The 16808-nt window shown below is 69.8% G+C and carries 14 protein-coding genes; 10 read left to right on the top strand and 4 right to left on the bottom strand.

The window, feature by feature from the left end; translation table 11 throughout:
* Positions 1 to 82: 82 nt before the first annotated feature.
* Positions 83 to 1939: a serine hydrolase domain-containing protein gene (locus ACZ7L9_RS21845; RefSeq protein ID WP_471417173.1), complete on the bottom strand. Its 1857-nt coding sequence runs from the start codon at positions 1937 to 1939 to the stop codon at positions 83 to 85.
* A gap of 192 nt (positions 1940 to 2131) precedes the next feature.
* Between ACZ7L9_RS21845 and ACZ7L9_RS21840 the strand changes: the two genes are divergently transcribed.
* The 3 genes from ACZ7L9_RS21840 (at position 2132) to ACZ7L9_RS21830 (ending at position 6484) form a co-directional block, all read left to right on the top strand.
* Entirely contained in the window at positions 2132 to 3241 is a 1110-nt protein-coding gene (locus ACZ7L9_RS21840) for an NAD(P)H-dependent flavin oxidoreductase (RefSeq protein WP_471417171.1), read from the top strand.
* Complete coding sequence (locus ACZ7L9_RS21835; RefSeq protein ID WP_471417169.1) at positions 3238 to 4788, top strand: acyl-CoA synthetase; 1551 nt, start codon at positions 3238 to 3240, stop codon at positions 4786 to 4788. The genes ACZ7L9_RS21840 and ACZ7L9_RS21835 overlap by 4 nt, the downstream gene beginning before the upstream one ends.
* Before the next feature lie 196 nt (positions 4789 to 4984).
* Positions 4985 to 6484, top strand: coding sequence for an acyl-CoA synthetase (locus tag ACZ7L9_RS21830; protein WP_471417167.1), 1500 nt, complete (start codon positions 4985 to 4987; stop codon positions 6482 to 6484).
* Positions 6485 to 6624: 140 nt separating this feature from the next.
* Here ACZ7L9_RS21830 and paaK read toward each other — a convergent pair whose 3' ends face one another.
* Together paaK and ACZ7L9_RS21820 are read right to left on the bottom strand one after the other, a co-directional pair.
* Positions 6625 to 7914 carry a phenylacetate--CoA ligase PaaK gene (gene paaK, locus ACZ7L9_RS21825; protein ID WP_471417165.1) on the bottom strand — a complete coding sequence of 430 codons (1290 nt, stop codon included), beginning with the start codon at positions 7912 to 7914 and terminating at the stop codon, positions 6625 to 6627.
* A 439-nt stretch (positions 7915 to 8353) separates the two neighbouring features.
* The gene (locus ACZ7L9_RS21820; RefSeq protein WP_471417163.1) at positions 8354 to 10057 is read right to left on the bottom strand and encodes an FAD-dependent oxidoreductase; all 1704 of its coding nucleotides are present in this window, start codon (positions 10055 to 10057) and stop codon (positions 8354 to 8356) included.
* Positions 10058 to 10248: 191 nt separating this feature from the next.
* Between ACZ7L9_RS21820 and ACZ7L9_RS21815 the strand changes: the two genes are divergently transcribed.
* From ACZ7L9_RS21815 to ACZ7L9_RS21785, 7 genes are all read left to right on the top strand, one after another.
* On the top strand, positions 10249 to 11370 hold the full coding sequence (locus ACZ7L9_RS21815) for a SchA/CurD-like domain-containing protein (protein ID WP_471417161.1): 1122 nt from the start codon (positions 10249 to 10251) through the stop codon (positions 11368 to 11370).
* 76 nt (positions 11371 to 11446) lie between these two features.
* The gene (locus tag ACZ7L9_RS21810) at positions 11447 to 11908 is read left to right on the top strand and encodes a cupin domain-containing protein (RefSeq protein ID WP_471417159.1); all 462 of its coding nucleotides are present in this window, start codon (positions 11447 to 11449) and stop codon (positions 11906 to 11908) included.
* Positions 11905 to 13173 (top strand): beta-ketoacyl-[acyl-carrier-protein] synthase family protein, encoded by a 1269-nt coding sequence (locus ACZ7L9_RS21805; protein WP_471417157.1) that lies wholly within the window; start codon positions 11905 to 11907, stop codon positions 13171 to 13173. The genes ACZ7L9_RS21810 and ACZ7L9_RS21805 overlap by 4 nt, the downstream gene beginning before the upstream one ends.
* A complete protein-coding gene (locus ACZ7L9_RS21800; RefSeq protein ID WP_471417155.1) occupies positions 13170 to 14420 on the top strand; it encodes a ketosynthase chain-length factor in 1251 nt (416 codons plus the stop codon). The genes ACZ7L9_RS21805 and ACZ7L9_RS21800 overlap by 4 nt, the downstream gene beginning before the upstream one ends.
* 16 nt (positions 14421 to 14436) lie before the next feature.
* Positions 14437 to 14694 (top strand): phosphopantetheine-binding protein, encoded by a 258-nt coding sequence (locus ACZ7L9_RS21795; RefSeq protein WP_471417153.1) that lies wholly within the window; start codon positions 14437 to 14439, stop codon positions 14692 to 14694.
* Between the two features lies 1 nt (position 14695).
* Complete coding sequence (locus tag ACZ7L9_RS21790) at positions 14696 to 15175, top strand: SRPBCC family protein (protein ID WP_471417151.1); 480 nt, start codon at positions 14696 to 14698, stop codon at positions 15173 to 15175.
* A gap of 82 nt (positions 15176 to 15257) precedes the next feature.
* Positions 15258 to 15590, top strand: a complete 333-nt coding sequence (locus tag ACZ7L9_RS21785) for a TcmI family type II polyketide cyclase (protein ID WP_471417149.1) — start codon at positions 15258 to 15260, stop codon at positions 15588 to 15590.
* Positions 15591 to 15697: 107 nt separating this feature from the next.
* Here the strand turns inward: ACZ7L9_RS21785 and ACZ7L9_RS21780 are convergent, their stop codons facing one another.
* The gene (locus tag ACZ7L9_RS21780) at positions 15698 to 16786 is read right to left on the bottom strand and encodes a methyltransferase (protein WP_471417147.1); all 1089 of its coding nucleotides are present in this window, start codon (positions 16784 to 16786) and stop codon (positions 15698 to 15700) included.
* Positions 16787 to 16808: the final 22 nt, after the last annotated feature.

Raw genomic sequence — 16808 nt, 5'->3', positions numbered from 1 at the left:
CTCGGTCCGCTGCGATCTGCCTCCGGTCCGCCGAAGCCCGATTCGGCAGGACCTGGACCGAACCGGTCCGACTCCGTTCGTCTCAGTCCGACGAAGCCGTCCACCCCTGTGCCTCGATGCGCGCGGCATCGCCGTCGCGGCTCTCGTCGAAGATCTTCCGGGTGCCGTCCTCGACCCGGACCGCGTCCACGTACACGCCGCGCCCGACGTACAGCTGATCCGTGGCGTACCGCCACCGCAGCCGCACCTCCTTGCCGCGCCATGCGGCGAGGTCCGCGTCGAGACGGTGCCAGATCCGGCCGGACCAGCCGGAGACCGAACCAGTCGGATGGGGTTCGGGCTCGGGCTCCGGGTGGTGGTCACCGGCCATCGGTACGGTGGTGAACGGCACCGGCTGCCAGGTCGCCCCGGCGTCCGCCGAGGCCTCCAGGTGGAGGAAGTCGGACCCGGGCTCGGTGTCCCACCAGAGGGCCGAGCTCAACCTGGCCCGCGACGACGCGAGACGCAGCGCGGGCAGGGTGAGCGTGGAGCTGGTGGCGCTCGCCAGTCCCGAGAACCACGCCGTACGTCCCCGGGTGGGACGGACCGCGACGGCGCGCGCCATCTGGTTGGCGGTGGCGACGCGCGGCGCACTGCCGGAGCGCCAACTGCGCACCGGGTGCACCGAGTTGCCGAGGACGATCAGGAACGAGTCGGTCGTCGGGTCCAGGACCAGGCTGGTGCCGGTGAAACCGGTGTGGCCCGCCGTACCCGGGGTGGCCATCGCCCCCATGTACCAGTGCTGGTAGAGCTCGAAACCCAGACCGTGCGCATCTCCGGGGAACGCGGCGTTGAAGTCCGTGAACAGCAGGTCCACCGATTCCGTGGAGAGGATCCTCGCCCGGCCGTAGACCCCGCCGTTGAGCAGCGTACGGGCGAGGATCGCGAGGTCCCAGGCGCAGGAGAAGACCCCGGCGTGGCCCGCCACACCGTCCAGGCTGTACGCGTTCTCGTCGTGCACCTGGCCCCAGACCAGTCCGCGGTCCAGGCCCGACCAGGGGAGCCGGGCGTCCTCGGTCGCGGCGATCTTCGGCTTCCAGGAGGCCGGTGGGTTGTACCGCGTGCGGTGCATGCCCAGCGGAGCGGTGATCTCCTCGCGGAGCAGGACATCCTCAGTGCGGCCGGTGATCTTCTCCAGGACCAGTTGCAGCGAGATCAGATTGAGGTCGGAGTAGAGGTACACGGTGCCGGGCGGGTTGGCCGGCACCTCGTTCCACAGCAGCTCCAGCTTCCCCTCCCGCGTCGGCGCCTTGTACAGCGGAATCCAGGCCCGGAAGCCCGAGGTGTGCGTGAGGAGCTGACGGATGGTGATGTCCTGCTTGCCGCCGCGGGCGAAATCGGGCAGATACGAGGCAACCCTCGCCTCCAGCTCCAGCTTGCCGCGCTCGATCTGCTGCACGGCCAGGATCGAGGTGAACAGCTTGGACACCGAAGCCAGGTCGAAGACCGTGTCCTCGGCCATGGCGATCTGCTGATCCGGCGGGAACTCCACCCCCGTATCGGTCTTCTCGTCGTACGCCGCGTAGCGCACGGCCTTGCCGATCGGGTGGTGCAGAGCCACCGTGCCGCCCCGCCCGGCGAGCAGTACCGCACCGGCGTACCAGGGGTGCTTGGGGGAATTGGAGAGGAACTTCTCCGCATCGGCGACCAATTGGTCCAGCGGCCCCTGCAACAACCCGGCGCGGGCGGCGGATCCGCGCCGCAGCGTCGGCCGGCCCTGCGCGGATGCCGCGTTCATCCCGGTCCCTGCGCGCATACCCGCCGACTCCGCCCCCGACTCCATGGCCGACGCCCGCTCCGCGAACGGAATCGGCGCCAGGGCGAGTGCTCCGCCCAGAGCCAGCATCCCACCGCCCAGCCTGCGTCGGCTGATCCCTCGCCCGGCCGCGTCCTCGGTCATCCGGAACCCCTTCCTGCCGTTACCTGCCGCGTGAAAGTAACTTTCGAAATCGTGTCCGACAGTGAAACTTCCTGCCGGGGCAGAGGTTACTGTCACCACTGCCGTCGCGGAGGCCCCCGGTGTCACAAAGAATCTGACGTTGCATCAGGAAACCTCTTCCCTCGTATGTCCGACTGCGGCATCCTGCGGCCCATGGAGACGGAGCTGAGCAAGAAACTGGGAGTCGAGCACGCCATCTTCGGCTTCACGCCGTTCCCCGCGGTGGCCGCCGCCATCACCCGGGCCGGTGGATTCGGCGTACTCGGCGCGGTCCGCTACACCGCCCCCGACGACCTGGCACGCGATCTCGACTGGATGCAGGAGCACACCGACGGCAAGCCGTACGGCCTCGACGTCGTCATGCCCGCGAAGAAGGTGGAAGGGGTGACCGAGGCCGACGTCGAGGCGATGATCCCGACCGGACACCGTCAGTTCGTCGAGGACACCCTGGCCAAGCACGGCGTACCGGAGCTGGCGGAGGGCGAGGCGTCCGGCTGGCGCATCACCGGATGGATGGAGGAAGTCGCCCGCAACCAACTCGACGTAGCCTTCGACTATCCCATCGGACTCCTCGCCAACGCCCTCGGCCCACCGCCCGCCGACGTCGTCCGACGGGCCCACGACCAGGACGTCCTCGTTGCCGCGCTGGCCGGAAGCGCCAAGCACGCCCGCCACCACGCGGACGCGGGCATCGACATCGTCGTCGCGCAGGGATACGAGGCGGGCGGCCACACCGGCGAGATAGCCTCCATGGTCCTGGTCCCGGACGTGGTCGACGCGGTGGGACCGCTCCCCGTCCTCGCCGCCGGCGGCATCGGCAGCGGCGAGCAGATCGCCGCGGGCCTCGCGCTCGGCGCCCAGGGCGTCTGGCTCGGCTCCCTCTGGCTGACGACCGAGGAGGCCGACCTCCACTCCCGCGCGCTGACCCGCAAGCTTCTTGCCGCGGGCTCCGGCGACACCGTCCGTTCCCGCGCGCTCACCGGCAAACCCGCACGCCAGCTCCGCACCCAATGGACCGACGCCTGGGACGACCCGGCGGGCCCCGGCACCCTGCCCATGCCGCTCCAGGGGCTGCTGGTGGCCGAAGCCGTCTCCCGCATCCAGAAGTACGAGACCGGCGCGCTGCTCGGTACCCCCGTCGGCCAGATCGTCGGCCGGATGAACAGTGAGCGCAGCGTGCAGACCGTCTTCGACGACCTGACCCGCGGTTTCGAGCGCGCCGTGGACCGGATCAACCGCATCGCCGGACGGAGCGCCTCATGAACCGGCCACCCAACGGTTTCTGGGCGCAGGCCGCCGCCGACCCCGGCCGTACGGTCCTGACCGCCCCCGACGGCGAGAACTGGACGGCGGGCCGGCTGCACGCCGCGGCCAACCGCCTGGTCCACGGACTGCGCGCGGCCGGGCTCCGGCGGGGCGACGCCTTCGCGGTCGTCCTGCCCAACGGCGTCGAGTTCTTCACCGCGTACCTCGCGGCCACCCAGGCCGGCTTCTATCTCGTACCCGTCAACCACCACTTCGTCGGACCCGAGATCGCCTGGATCATCTCGGACTCCGGCGCCAGGGTGCTCATCGCCCACGAACGGTTCGCACAGGCGGCGGCCGAGGCGGCCGACGAGGCGAAGCTCCCGGCCGGCCAACGCTATGCCGTAGGTACGGTCGACGGATTCCGCCCGTACGCCGAACTGCTCGAAGGACAGTCCGACGCACCCCCCGGGGCCCGCGCCCTCGGCTGGGTCATGAACTACACCTCCGGTACCACCGGCCGGCCGCGCGGCATCCGCCGTCCGCTCTCCGGCAAGCTCCCCGAGGAGAGCCATCTCGGCGGATTCCTCGGCATCTTCGGTATCAAACCCTTCGACGACAACGTCCATCTGGTCTGCTCGCCGCTCTACCACACGGCCGTCCTCCAGTTCGCGGGCGCGTCCCTGCACATCGGGCACCCGCTGGTCCTGATGGACAAGTGGACGCCCGAGGAAATGCTGCGGCTCATCGACACCCACCGCTGCACCCACACGCACATGGTCCCGACCCAGTTCCACCGCCTTCTCGCCCTCCCCGACGAGGTGAAGCGGGGGTACGACGTCACAGCCATGCGCCACGCCATCCACGGTGCGGCACCCTGCCCCGACCACGTCAAACGCGCCATGATCGACTGGTGGGGGAGGTGCGTCGAGGAGTACTACGCGGCCAGCGAGGGCGGCGGTGCCTTCGCCACCGCCGAGGACTGGCTGAAGAAGCCGGGCACCGTGGGCAGGGCCTGGCCGATCAGCGAACTCGCCGTCTTCGACGACGACGGCGAGCGCCTGCCGTCCGGCGAACTCGGCACCGTCTACATGAAGATGAACACCGGCGGCTTCAGCTACCACAAGGACGAGACCAAGACGAGGAAGAACCGCATCGGCGACTTCTTCACGGTCGGCGACCTGGGCATCCTCGACGAGGACGGCTACCTCTTCCTCCGCGACCGCAAGATCGACATGATCATCTCGGGTGGTGTCAACATCTACCCCGCCGAGATCGAGGGCGCCCTCCTGAGCCACCCCGCAGTCGCGGACGCGGCCGTCTTCGGCATTCCGCATCCCGACTGGGGCGAGGAGGTCAAGGCGGTCGTCGAACCGGCCCCGGGACACGAGACGGGGGAAGCGCTCGCCGCCGGGATCCTGCGCCACTGCGAACACCGTCTCGCCGGGTACAAGCGCCCCCGGAGCGTCGACTTCATCGCGGAGATGCCCCGCGACCCCAACGGCAAGCTGTACAAACGACGGCTGCGCGACCCGTACTGGGAAGGGCACCAACGGGCGGTGTGACCCCTGCCCGGAGGACGCGTGGCTGTCCGCCGAGCAGGGCGATTCGTTCAGCCGTTCACTCAATCGTGCCTGTGTTCGCTAAAGCAAGGTGTTGGCTCAGCGGTTGTGAACCCCCGCCATCCCCACACCCCTGGCCGGCATCCCGACCGGTACCCGGCCCCTTGACCACCGCGGTCCGGCCGCACAGGATCACGCCATGACAGGTGTACGGAGCAGCACAGTCGACGGCGTCGTGGCGCGCAGCGCCCGGCGAACCCCCGAGCGCACCGCCCTGCGGTACGCGGAGCGGTCCTGGACCTACGCGGAACTCGACGCCGCCGTCAGCACCGCGGCGGCGTTCCTCACCGGCGAGCACGGGCTGCGCCCCGGTGACCGGGTCGCCTGTTACGCGCACAACTCCGACGCGTATCTGATCGGCTTTCTCGCCTGTGCCCGTGCGGGCCTGGTCCATGTGCCGGTCAACCAGAACCTCACCGGCGACGATCTCACGTACGTCCTCGAACAGTCCGGCAGCACCCTCGTCCTCACCGACCCGGACCTCGCCGAACGTGTTCCGGCCGCGTTCTCCGTACGCGCGCTGCGCGACGCACCGGGCTCGCTCCTCGACGCCACCGCCAGCCCGCGCCCCTTCACCCCGGAGCGGGAACCGGCCGCGGAAGATCTCGTCCAGCTGCTCTACACCTCGGGCACCACCGCACTCCCCAAGGGCGCGATGATGACCCACGGCGCGCTCGTCCACGAGTACGTCAGCGCGATCACGGCGCTCGACCTGCGCGCCACCGACCGGCCCGTCCACTCACTGCCGCTCTACCACTCCGCGCAGATGCACGTCTTCCTGCTGCCTTGTCTCGCGGTCGGCGCACAGAACATCGTCCTCGACGCACCCGACGCGGACCGGATCTTCGACCTCGTCGAAACGGGGCAGGCCGACAGCGTCTTCGCCCCGCCCACCGTATGGATCGGCATCTCCCAGCACCCCGGATTCACCACCCGGGAACTCGGCGGTCTGCGCAAGGCGTACTACGGAGCGTCGATCATGCCCGTACCCGTACTGGAACGGCTCCGCGACCGGCTGCCCGCGCTCGCCTTCTACAACTGCTTCGGGCAGAGCGAGATCGGGCCGCTCGCCACCGTCCTCGGACCGGACGAGCACGAGGGCCGGATGGACTCCTGCGGCAGGCCCGTCCTCTTCGTCGAGGCCCGGGTCGTCGACGAGGACGGCAAGGAGGTCCCCGACGGCACGGCCGGTGAGGTGGTCTACCGCTCGCCCCAGTTGTGCGCGGGCTACTGGGACAAGCCCGAGGAGACCGCGGAGGCCTTCCGCGACGGCTGGTTCCACTCCGGAGACCTCGCCGTGCGCGATGCGGAGGGCTTCTTCACCGTCGTCGACCGGGTGAAGGACGTCATCAACTCCGGTGGTGTCCTCGTCGCCTCCCGTCAGGTCGAGGACGCCCTCTACAGCCACCCCGCCGTCGCCGAGGTCGCGGTCGTCGGCCTGCCCGACGACCGCTGGATCGAGGCCGTCACGGCGGTCGTCGTCCTGCGCGGCGAGGCGACACCGGCCGAACTCATCGACCACGCCCGCGAGCGGCTCGCCCCTTTCAAGGCCCCGAAGCAGGTCGTCTTCGTGGCCGGACTGCCCCGCAACGCGAGCGGAAAGATCCTCAAGCGGGAACTGCGCGACCGGTTCGCGTAGGGGATCTTGCACGTGTCATGGCATGCGGGGCGCCCGTCGACGCGGCGGCCCGGCCCCGGCAGCACACCACCGGAGTGAACGGGCCGCGCATCCCCGGCGCGGGTCCCGTCCGCCCGGCACGAGCCGGACCGGAAGGCGCCCTATCGGTCGCCGCGCTCGTCCACGATCCGCTTGAACTTGCCGACCGACCTCTCCAGTGTCCCGGGGTCGACGATCTCGACCCCGACCGACACCCCGATCCCGTCCTTGACGGCCGCCGTGATCGACTCCGCGGCGGCCGTCCGCTGATCCGGCGTGGCTCCTGCCCGGGCCTCCACCCGTACGGTCAGGGCATCGAGGCGGCCTTCGCGGGTCAGCCGCAGCTGGAAGTGCGGTGCGAGCCCCGGCGTGCGCAGCACTATCTCCTCGATCTGCGTCGGGAAGAGATTCACCCCGCGCAGGATCACCAGATCGTCGCTGCGTCCCGTCACCTTCTGCATCCGCCGGAACACCCGCGCCGTGCCCGGCAACAGCCGGGTCAGGTCCCTCGTCCGGTAACGGATCACCGGCATGGCCTCCTTGGTGAGCGAGGTGAACACCAGCTCGCCCTCCTCGCCGTCCGGCAGCACCTCACCGGTGAACGGGTCGACGACCTCCGGGTAGAAGTGGTCCTCCCAGATGTGCAGCCCGTCCTTGGTCTCCACGCACTCCTGCGCGACACCGGGCCCCATCACCTCCGACAGGCCGTAGATGTCGACCGCGTCGATCGCGAACCGCTCCTCGATCTCGCGCCGCATCTCCTCCGTCCACGGCTCGGCACCGAAGATCCCGACCTTCAGGGAGGTCGTCCGCGGATCGACGCCCTGCCGCTCGAACTCGTCGAGGAGCGTCAGCATGTACGACGGAGTCACCATGATGATCTCGGGCCGGAAGTCCTGGATCAGCTGAACCTGACGGGCCGTCATGCCACCGGAGGCGGGAATGACCGTACAGCCGAGTCGTTCCGCTCCGTAGTGTGCTCCCAGACCGCCGGTGAACAGCCCGTATCCGTACGCGACATGGACCTTCTGCCCGGGGCGGCCGCCGGCCGCCCGGATCGAGCGGGCGACCATGTCCGCCCAGGTGTCCAGGTCCCGCTCGGTGTAACCGACGACGGTCGGGCGGCCCGTCGTCCCGCTGGACGCGTGGATCCTCCGCACGCGCTCCTCGGGGACGGCGAACATGCCGAAGGGGTAGTTGTCCCGCAGGTCGGCCTTGGTCGTGAAGGGGAAGCGGGCGAGATCGGCGAGCGTACGGCAGTCGTCCGGGCGCAGACCTGCCCTGTCGAACGCGGTCCGGTAATGGCCGACGTTCTCGTACGCGTGGTGCAGCGTGGCCCGCAGCCGCTCCAGCTGGAGTGCCTCCAGCTCGTCCCGGCCCATTCGTTCCGCCGCGTCCAGCAGAGGCGTCATCCGGATCTCCCTCTTCCGAGCAGTCGACCGATCGTTCGGTCGATCTTTCGGTAGTAGTAATTCAGGATGTTCCGTCTCCTGGCAAGAGGGGTGGCGCACACCACTCCCTCGGAGGCGCTCCACATCGTGGATACGCCACGCCGAACACGGCTGCGCCGCCCGGCCCACCCTGTCTGGATGGCGTACGCGCCGATCTTCCATGGGTACGACGGGACCGGGCTCGCCCACCGCCACCTGGGGAAGCGCGCACCGCGGATCTGCCTCGCCGACGGGCTGATGCGGGCCGGCGCGTACCTGGGCAACCCCGGCGGCGTCTCGGTACAGCGACACCGACAACTCGTGGTGCTCGATCTGCGCGGCACCGGGGACTCCGCTGTGCCGGAGGACCCGTCGACGTACGGTTGCGACCGCCTGGTCGACGACGGCGGCTACCGGGCAGTCATGACCGGTGCAGCAGCGAGGCCAGGACCTCATGGAGAGTGGCCTCGGCATCGGCCACCGACCCCGTCGACCGCCAGGCCACGAAGCCGTCGGGACGCACCAGGACCGCGCCCTCGGGTGTCGTGCCGTGGAGCTCCGCCCAGTCGGCCCCGTTCTCCGGCTCCAGATCGGCGCCCGGGCCGATGCCGTACGCCTGGAGCCGTACCGACAGCCCGTCGGCGACCCGAGCCGCCGCCCGCCGCCACGCCGCGTCCTCACCGTCCGTGAGCAGCACGAAAGTGTGCTCGTACAGATCCAGCGTGGACTTGCGCTCACCGTCCTGACGGACCCACAGATGCGGTGCGCGGCTGCCTGGTTGACCGTTCAGCTGCATTCTCTGCGGCACCACCGGCTGCTCCGGGTCGGCACCCAGTACGGCACCGCGGACATAGCGGTAGCCCAGTGCCACGGTGAGCATCCCGCCCTGCTTCCCGCCGCCCACACCCGGCGCCGCGGCGTATCCCGGGTGGCTGTGCTCGCTGGAACGCGCAGAGGCCCGCGCGCTCGTCGCCTGAGCCACCGGCAGCCGCTCCGCCTCGTAGGTGTCCAGCAGACCCGGGCCCGCCTCGCCCTTCAGCACGACGGCAAGCTTCCAGGCCAGGTTGTGCGCGTCCTGGATGCCGGTGTTGGAGCCGAACGCCCCGGTGGGCGACATCTCGTGGGCCGAGTCCCCGGCGAGGAAGATCCTGCCGGACGAGTACCGCTCCGCGACCCGCTCCGCGGCGTGCCACGGGGCCTTGCCGGTGATCTCGATGTCGATCCCCGGAGCACCGACCGCCGTACGGATGTGCCTGGCGATCCGCTCGTCGGTGAAGTCCTCAAGAGTTTCCCCGAGTTGAGGCTGCCACGGCGCGTGGAACACCCACTCCTTCTTGTTGTCCACCGGCAACAGGGCACCGTCCGCGGCGGGGTTGGTCAGGTAGCAGACGATGAAGCGCCGGTCGCCCAGCACATCGGCGAGCTGCCGGGAACGGAAGGTGATGCTCACGTTGTGGAAGAGATCGCCGGGACCCGTCCGGTCGATGCGCAGCTGCTCACGGATGGGGCTGCGCGGTCCGTCGGCCGCGACGAGGTAGTCGGCGCGCACACTGATGTGCTCTCCGGTCTCCCGGTTCTTGAGTGCCGCGTCCACCCCTGACCCGTCCTGGTCGAAGCTCTGCATCTCAGTGGAGAACCGCAGGTCACCGCCCTGTTTGCGGGCCAGCTTCACCAGCACGGGTTCCAGATCGTTCTGGCTGCACAGGCACCAGCCGGTCGGGCTGAAACGGGCGAGCCCGCCCCCCGGGTCGATCTCCTTGAACAGCCACTCCTGGTCGTCGCCGGTGAGCGAGCCGGCTTGCAGAATTCCGTGGTTGTCGGCGAGGACCGACGCTGCTTCCCGGATGCCCGGCTCGGCACCCGCCGTACGGAACACCTCCATCGTGCGCACGTTGTTGCCGCGTCCGCGCGGATGTGTCGAGGTGGACCGGTGCTTCTCGACCAGCAGGTGCTCAATGCCGAGCCGGCCGAGGAAGAGTGAGGTGGACAGGCCCACCAGGGAGCCGCCCACGATGAGGACCGGTACACGAATGTCGACGTTCTCGTTCATCAGTTGCTCCAGCTCGGACGCCGTTCGGTTGCCTTGTTCCATGCCCTCGTCGGAGCGGTTCGGACGATCGCTCACCTGAACGGTTCATAAATCTCGCGCCACCCGGACCAGCGTTTCACGATCGGTCACGGAGACGATGCCCGCGGTCACGGCGGCGGACCGCTCACATCCGCCGGGAGAGTCCCCGCTCCGAATCACTCGCCAACCGACGGTTGACGGCATGCCACCCGGCTTGTCCGCGACACCATCTCGAAGGAGACCGAAAGATGACCACCACCCTCTCGGAACGGATCTCCCAGTCCGCCTTCGACGGTTCCAGGCTGCGGGTCGTCCTGCTGCTGGACCTGTACGACGGGGCCCAGAAAGAGTTCCTGAAGGCGTATGAGCACCTGTGCAACCAGGTGGCATCCGTCCCCGGGCACATCAGCGACCAACTGTGCCAGTCCATCGAGAACCCCTCGCAGTGGCTGATCACGAGCGAATGGGAGAGCGCACCCCCGTTCCTCGCCTGGGTGAACAGCGAGGAGCATGTCGCGACGGTGCAGCCGCTGCACAGCTGCGTGCGCGACACCCGTTCGCTGCGCTTCAGCGTCCTGCGGGAGACCGGGAAGTCGTTCGCGATGGCGCCCGAGACGGCCAAGGGCAGACTGCAGGCGTCACCCCGCCTCGGCGACGGAGTGGTGCGCCACGCGCTGACGTTCACCGTCAAGCCCGGCACCGAGGACATCGTGGCGAAGATCCTGGCCGACTACGACTCCCCGAACGCTCGTGTCGACGAAGACACCCGTTTGCGCCGTACTTCGCTCTTCATGCACGGAAACCGCGTCGTGCGGGCGGTCGAGGTCGAGGGCGACCTCCTCGCGGCCCTGCGCCACGTCGCCCGGCAGCCCGAGGTCAGGGCCGTCGAAGAGGCCATCAACCCGTACCTGGAGCAGGACCGGGACCTCAGCGACCCGGACTCCGCCCGGATGTTCTTCACCCGGGCGGCGCTCCCCACGGTCCACCACGTGACCGCGGGCCGGCACAAGGCCGAGGACGTCCACCGGCACGCGCTCTTCTACCAGGCCAAGGAGGGCTGCGGCATGGCACTCGCCCGGCTGCTCGCCAGCCATGACGAGGAGGCGGCCGACGACCCCGCGAGCATCATCGACAGCAGCACCATCTTCCAGCGCGACGACGTCGTCGTCCGCCTCCTCGAAGCGATCGAACCGATCGACGCGCAGGCCGCTCAGGCGGTCGGCATCGACGGCTCCGGCAAGGTGGCCAGGCTCGGACGTCTCCTCGACGGCGGCGCGAACGCCGTGCCCACGACCGACCAGGGGATCTCGCACTTCCTCGCAGAGTCCGAGATGACCCTGATCACCGATCGGCGGGCCATGGAGTCCTGAACCGCGCATCCGCACCCTGGGGGGTTCTCGCTCAACCCGTCAATACAACGCGCAATGCGCCAGGAGGAAAGCAGTCATGACCATGCACCGGCCACGCATCGTGGACCTCAGCGAGACGCAGCCCAACCGCAGGCGCGGAGGCGACCTCCGCGCCATGCTCACGCCGACAGCGGTGGGAGCCACCAGCGGCTTCATGGGGCTGGCCATCGTTCAGCCCGGCGACCGCATCGGCGAGCACTACCACCCGTACTCCGAGGAGTTCGTGTACGTCGTGAACGGTCTCCTGGAGGTGGATCTGGATGGTGAACCGCACCGGATGCGGCCCGACCAGGGCCTGCTGATCCCTCCCCATGTACGCCACCGGTTCCGGAACGTCGGCGACGTCGAGGCGCGCATGGTCTTCCACCTCGGCCCGCTCGCCCCGCGCCCGGAACTCGGTCACGTCGACACCGAGCACACCGAGCACGCCCCGTCCGCCGAGCACACACAGTCCGCCGGGGGCGTCGCGCCGCCGGAACGAACGGAGGCCGCCTCATGACCCGCCGCGTGGGGGTCACCGGCGTCGGCGTCGTGGCCCCCGGCGGCATCGGCGCACCGGCCTTCTGGGACCTTCTCGCGAACGGACGCACCGCGACCCGGGGCATCACGCTCTTCGACCCGGCCGGCTTCCGGTCCCGTATCGCCGCCGAGTGCGACTTCGACCCGGCGGCGCACGGACTGGACGCGGACCAGGTCGCCAGGTCCGACCGGTACATCCAGTTCGCGATGGTGGCCGCCAGGGAGGCCCTCGGCGACGCGGGGCTCGACCTGGAGAAGGTGGACCCCTGGCGCATGGGGGTGTCGCTGGGCACCGCGGTCGGCGGCACCACCCGACTGGAGCACGACTACGTCGCCGTCAGCGGCAGCGGCGCCCGCTGGGACGTCGACCACCGGCCGGCCGGCCCGCATCTGGAGCGGGCCTTCTCACCCAGCTCCCTCGCTTCGGCGGTGGCCGAACAGGTCGGTGCGCACGGCCCGGTGCAGACCGTCTCCACGGGCTGCACCTCCGGCCTGGACGCGATCGGGTACGCCTTCCAGTCCATCGAGGAGGGCCGCGTCGACGTCTGCGTCGCCGGGGCGTCCGACTCACCGATCACCCCGATCACGGTGGCGTGCTTCGATGCGATCAAGGCCACCTCGGCGAACAACGACGATCCGGAGCATGCCTCCCGGCCGTTCGACTCCCGCCGCGACGGCTTCGTCATGGGCGAGGGCGGAGCGGTGCTCGTCCTGGAGGAGCTGGAGCACGCCCGCGCCCGCGGAGCGACCGTCTACTGCGAGATCTCGGGCTATGCCACCTTCGGCAACGCGTACCACATGACGGGGCTGACCCCCGAAGGGCTGGAGATGGCCGAGGCGATCAACCGGGCGCTCGGTCACGCCCGGACAGACGGCTCGCAGATCGACTACGTCAACGCACACGGCTCGGGCACCAAGCAGAACGACCGGCACGAGACGGCCGCCGTGAAGCGGGCACTGGGCGCGCACGCCTATGACGTACCGATGAGTTCCATCAAGTCCATGGTCGGCCACTCGCTGGGGGCGATCGGGGCCATAGAGATCGCGGCCTGCGTACTCGCTCTGGTCCACCAGACGGTGCCGCCGACCGCGAACTACGAGAGCCCGGACCCGGAGTGCGACCTCGACTACGTGCCGCGCACCGCACGTCCCCTGAAGCTGCGCAGCGTCCTCTCGGTCGGCAGCGGGTTCGGCGGTTTCCAGTCAGCGGTGGCCCTGACGCGAACAGGTGGGAGGACACCATGAGAACCCGAAAGGCCCGGCGCACCGTCGTGACCGGCATTGGTGTCGTCGCCCCCAACGGAACCAACACCGAGACCTTCTGGAAGAGGACGCACGAAGGGATCAGCGTCCTCGACCGGGTGACCCGCGAGGGGTGCGAGCACCTTCCGCTGCGGGTCGCCGGCGAGGTGCGGGGTTTCGAGGCGGTCGAGCTGGTCGAAGAGCGCTTCATCGTCCAGACCGACCGGTTCACGCACTTCGCGATGGCCGCCGCGGACATCGCTCTGGACGACGCCCGGCTGGGCCGCGCCGACTACGAGAACTCACCGTTCGACATCGGCGTGGTGACCGCTGCCGGGTCCGGCGGCGGCGAATTCGGACAGCGTGAACTCCAACGACTGTGGGGACAGGGATCCAGCTACGTGGGCCCGTACCAGTCCATCGCCTGGTTCTACGCCGCCAGCACCGGCCAGATCTCGATCCGCGGCGGCTTCAAGGGACCGTGTGCGGTCGTGGCCAGCGACGAGGCGGGCGGGCTGGACGCGCTGGCGCACGCCGCCCGTTCGATCCGTGGCGGGGCCGAAGCGGTGGTGGTCGGCGCGGCCGAGGCACCGCTGGCGCCCTATTCGGTCGTCTGCCAGCTCGGATACGAGGACCTGAGCACCTGTGACGATCCCGCCCGCGCCTACCGGCCGTTCACCTCGGACGCCTGCGGCTTCGTACCGGCCGAGGGCGGCGCCATGCTGGTGGTCGAGGAGGAGCAGTCGGCGGTCCGGCGCGGGGCCCGTGTCCGTGCCGAACTCGCCGGACACGCCGCCACGTTCACCGGCGCGTCCAGGTGGGAGGAGTCCCGGGAGGGCCTCGCCCAGGCGATCACCGGCGCCCTGCGGGAGGCCGACTGTGCGCCGGACGAGATCGACGTCGTCTTCGCGGACGCCCTCGGCGTACCGGCGGCCGACCGCGCCGAAGCGCTCGCGATCGCCGACGCACTCGGCGCGCACGGCCGGCAGGTACCGGTGACGGCGCCCAAGACCGGCATCGGGCGCGCCTACTGCGGGGCGCCGGTGCTGGACGCGGCGGCGGCGGTGCTCTCCATGGAGAACGCGCTGATACCGCCCACGCCGAACGTCTTCGAGGTCTGCCATGACCTCGATCTCGTCACCGGCAGTGCGCGCCCCGCCGACCTGCGGACGGCGCTGGTGCTCAGCCGCGGGCTCATGGGCTCGAACGCGGCAATGGTGCTGCGGCGCTCCACCGACACCCAATCGTGAGAAGGAGAAGTCCCCCATGACCGATCGACTGACCTACGCGGAACTCGCCGTCCTGATGAAGAAGGGCGCCGGACTCACCGTGGACCCGCGCGACATGGAGAAGCGCCCCGGGTCCGCTTTCGGCGAGTTCGGCCTCGACTCGCTGGGCCTGCTCGGCATCGTGGGCGTGCTGGAGAACCGGCACGGCCGACCGCTGCCGACCGACGCCGACCGCTGCAAGACCCCCAGGGAATTCCTGGACCTCGTCAACAACACCCTCATGCAAGGAGCCTGAAGTGCCTGGACGCACCGAGAACGAGATCACCATCGCCGCCCCCCTGGACCTCGTCTGGGACGTGACCAACGATCTGGAGAACTGGCCGCGGCTGTTCAGCGAGTACGCCGCGGTCGAGGTCATCGAACGCGACGGCGACAGGACGAAGTTCCGCCTGACCATGCACCCCGACGAGAACGACAAGGTATGGAGCTGGGTCTCCGAGCGGACCGTCGACCGCGCCGGCCGCACGGTCCACGCCCGCCGGGTCGAGCCGGGTCCGTTCCAGCACATGAACATCCGGTGGGAGTACTCCGAGGTCCCCGGCGGTACGAAGATGCGCTGGACCCAGGAATTCGCGATGCGGCCCGACGCCCCCGTCGACGACGCGTGGATGACCGACAACATCAACCGCAACTCCAAGGTCCAGATGGAGCTCATCCGGGACAAGATCGAGCAGCGCGCCCGCGAGCGTCGTACCGCCTCGGTATCGGCCAGCTGACCCGCCGTCCGCCCGCCCCACAAGGCCCGGCACCCCGCCGTCCGGCGGGGTGCCGGGCCGGGAACCAGAAAGGCATCCCACGATGCACCACGCTCTGATCGTCGCCCGGATGGCGCCCGGTTCGGCGCCGGACATCGCGGAGCTGTTCGCGGCCTCCGACAGCACCGAACTGCCGCACCTCGTCGGCGTCACCAGGCGCAAGCTGTTCCAGTTCGGCGACGTCTACCTCCACCTGATCGAATCGGAACGCCCGCCGGGCCCCGAGATCGCCAAGGTGACGAAGCACCCGGCTTTCAAGGACATCAGCGACAAGCTCACCGCATATGTGAGCGCGTACGACCCGGAGACCTGGCGCAGCCCCAAGGACGCCATGGCCCATGAGTTCTACCGGTGGGAGCGCGACACCACCGCTTGAGACGGAAAATCGCCCCGGGCCCGGCCAGTCGGCCGGGCCCGGGGCGATTTCCGTCTTCCTCGATTTCCGTCTCCCCGGGGGCTTCCGTCGCTCCCGGGGAGGGGGAATCAGCCGGGTACCACGCATTCGAAAGCGTGCAGGTAGGCGTTGACCGGCACGACGTCGCCGATCAGCAGACCGCCGTCCGAGATCCGGGCGACCAGGCTCTCCCTCGTGTGCTTCGCGCCGCCGACATTGAGGAGCAGCAGCAGGTCCATCGCGGTGGTGAACCGCATCGAGGGGGTGTCGTCGACGAGGTTCTCGATGACGACGACCCTGGCTCCGGGGCGGGCCGCGGCGACGACATTGCGCAGTGTCCTGCGCGTGCTGTCGTCGTCCCACTCCAGGATGTTCTTGATGATGTAGAGATCGGCCTCGACCGGGATGGCCTCGCGGCAGTCCCCGGCCACGATCCGGGTCCGGTCGACGAGCGGCCCCTCGTCCCGCAGCCGGGCATCGGCCCGCGCCACCACACCGGGCAGGTCCATCAGGGTGCCGTGGAGCGACGGGTGCTTCTCCAGCAGGCTCGCCAGTACGTGCCCCTGGCCGCCGCCGATGTCGGCGACGGCGGACACCCCGGTGAGGTCGAGGAGTTCGGCGACGTCCAGCGCGGACTGCATGCTGGAGGTCGTCATGGCCCGGTTGAAGACCTGGGCCGACTCGTGGGCGTCCTGGTGGAGGTAGTCGAAGAAGCCCTTGCCGTGGACCTCCGCGAAGACGCTCCGGCCGGTACGCACCGCGTCGTCGAGGCGCGGCCAGACATCCCAGGTCCAGGGCTCGGTGCACCACAGCGAGATGGAGCGCAGACTGTTCGGGTCGTCCTCGCGCAGCAGGCGGGACATCTCGGTATGGGCGAAGTGCCCGTCCGGGGTCTCGATGAAGATCCCGTAGCAGGAGAGGGCACGCAGCAGCCGGCGCAGTGGCACCGGCTCGGCCTTCACCAGTGCGGCGAGCTCCTGCGCGGTCGCGGGTGTCTCGCCCAGTGCGTCGGCGACGCCCAGCCGGGCCGCGGCCCGCACCGCGGCGGCGCGGGCCGCCCCGAACACGATCTCGCGCAGTTGCATGGCCGGCTGAGGGGGCGCGACGGGGTGCGGGACGGCGACGTGCACGTGGGTGGATGTGGAAGTGGGTGCGGGAGTGGGACTCACAGTGGTCATGCTGTATCGCTTCTCCTCGTGC

It is taken from the genome of Streptomyces sp. NPDC111516 (assembly GCF_055635345.1).
The sequence above is the reverse complement of the archived record's forward strand: the minus strand, read 5'-3'. Positions and strand labels throughout refer to the sequence as shown.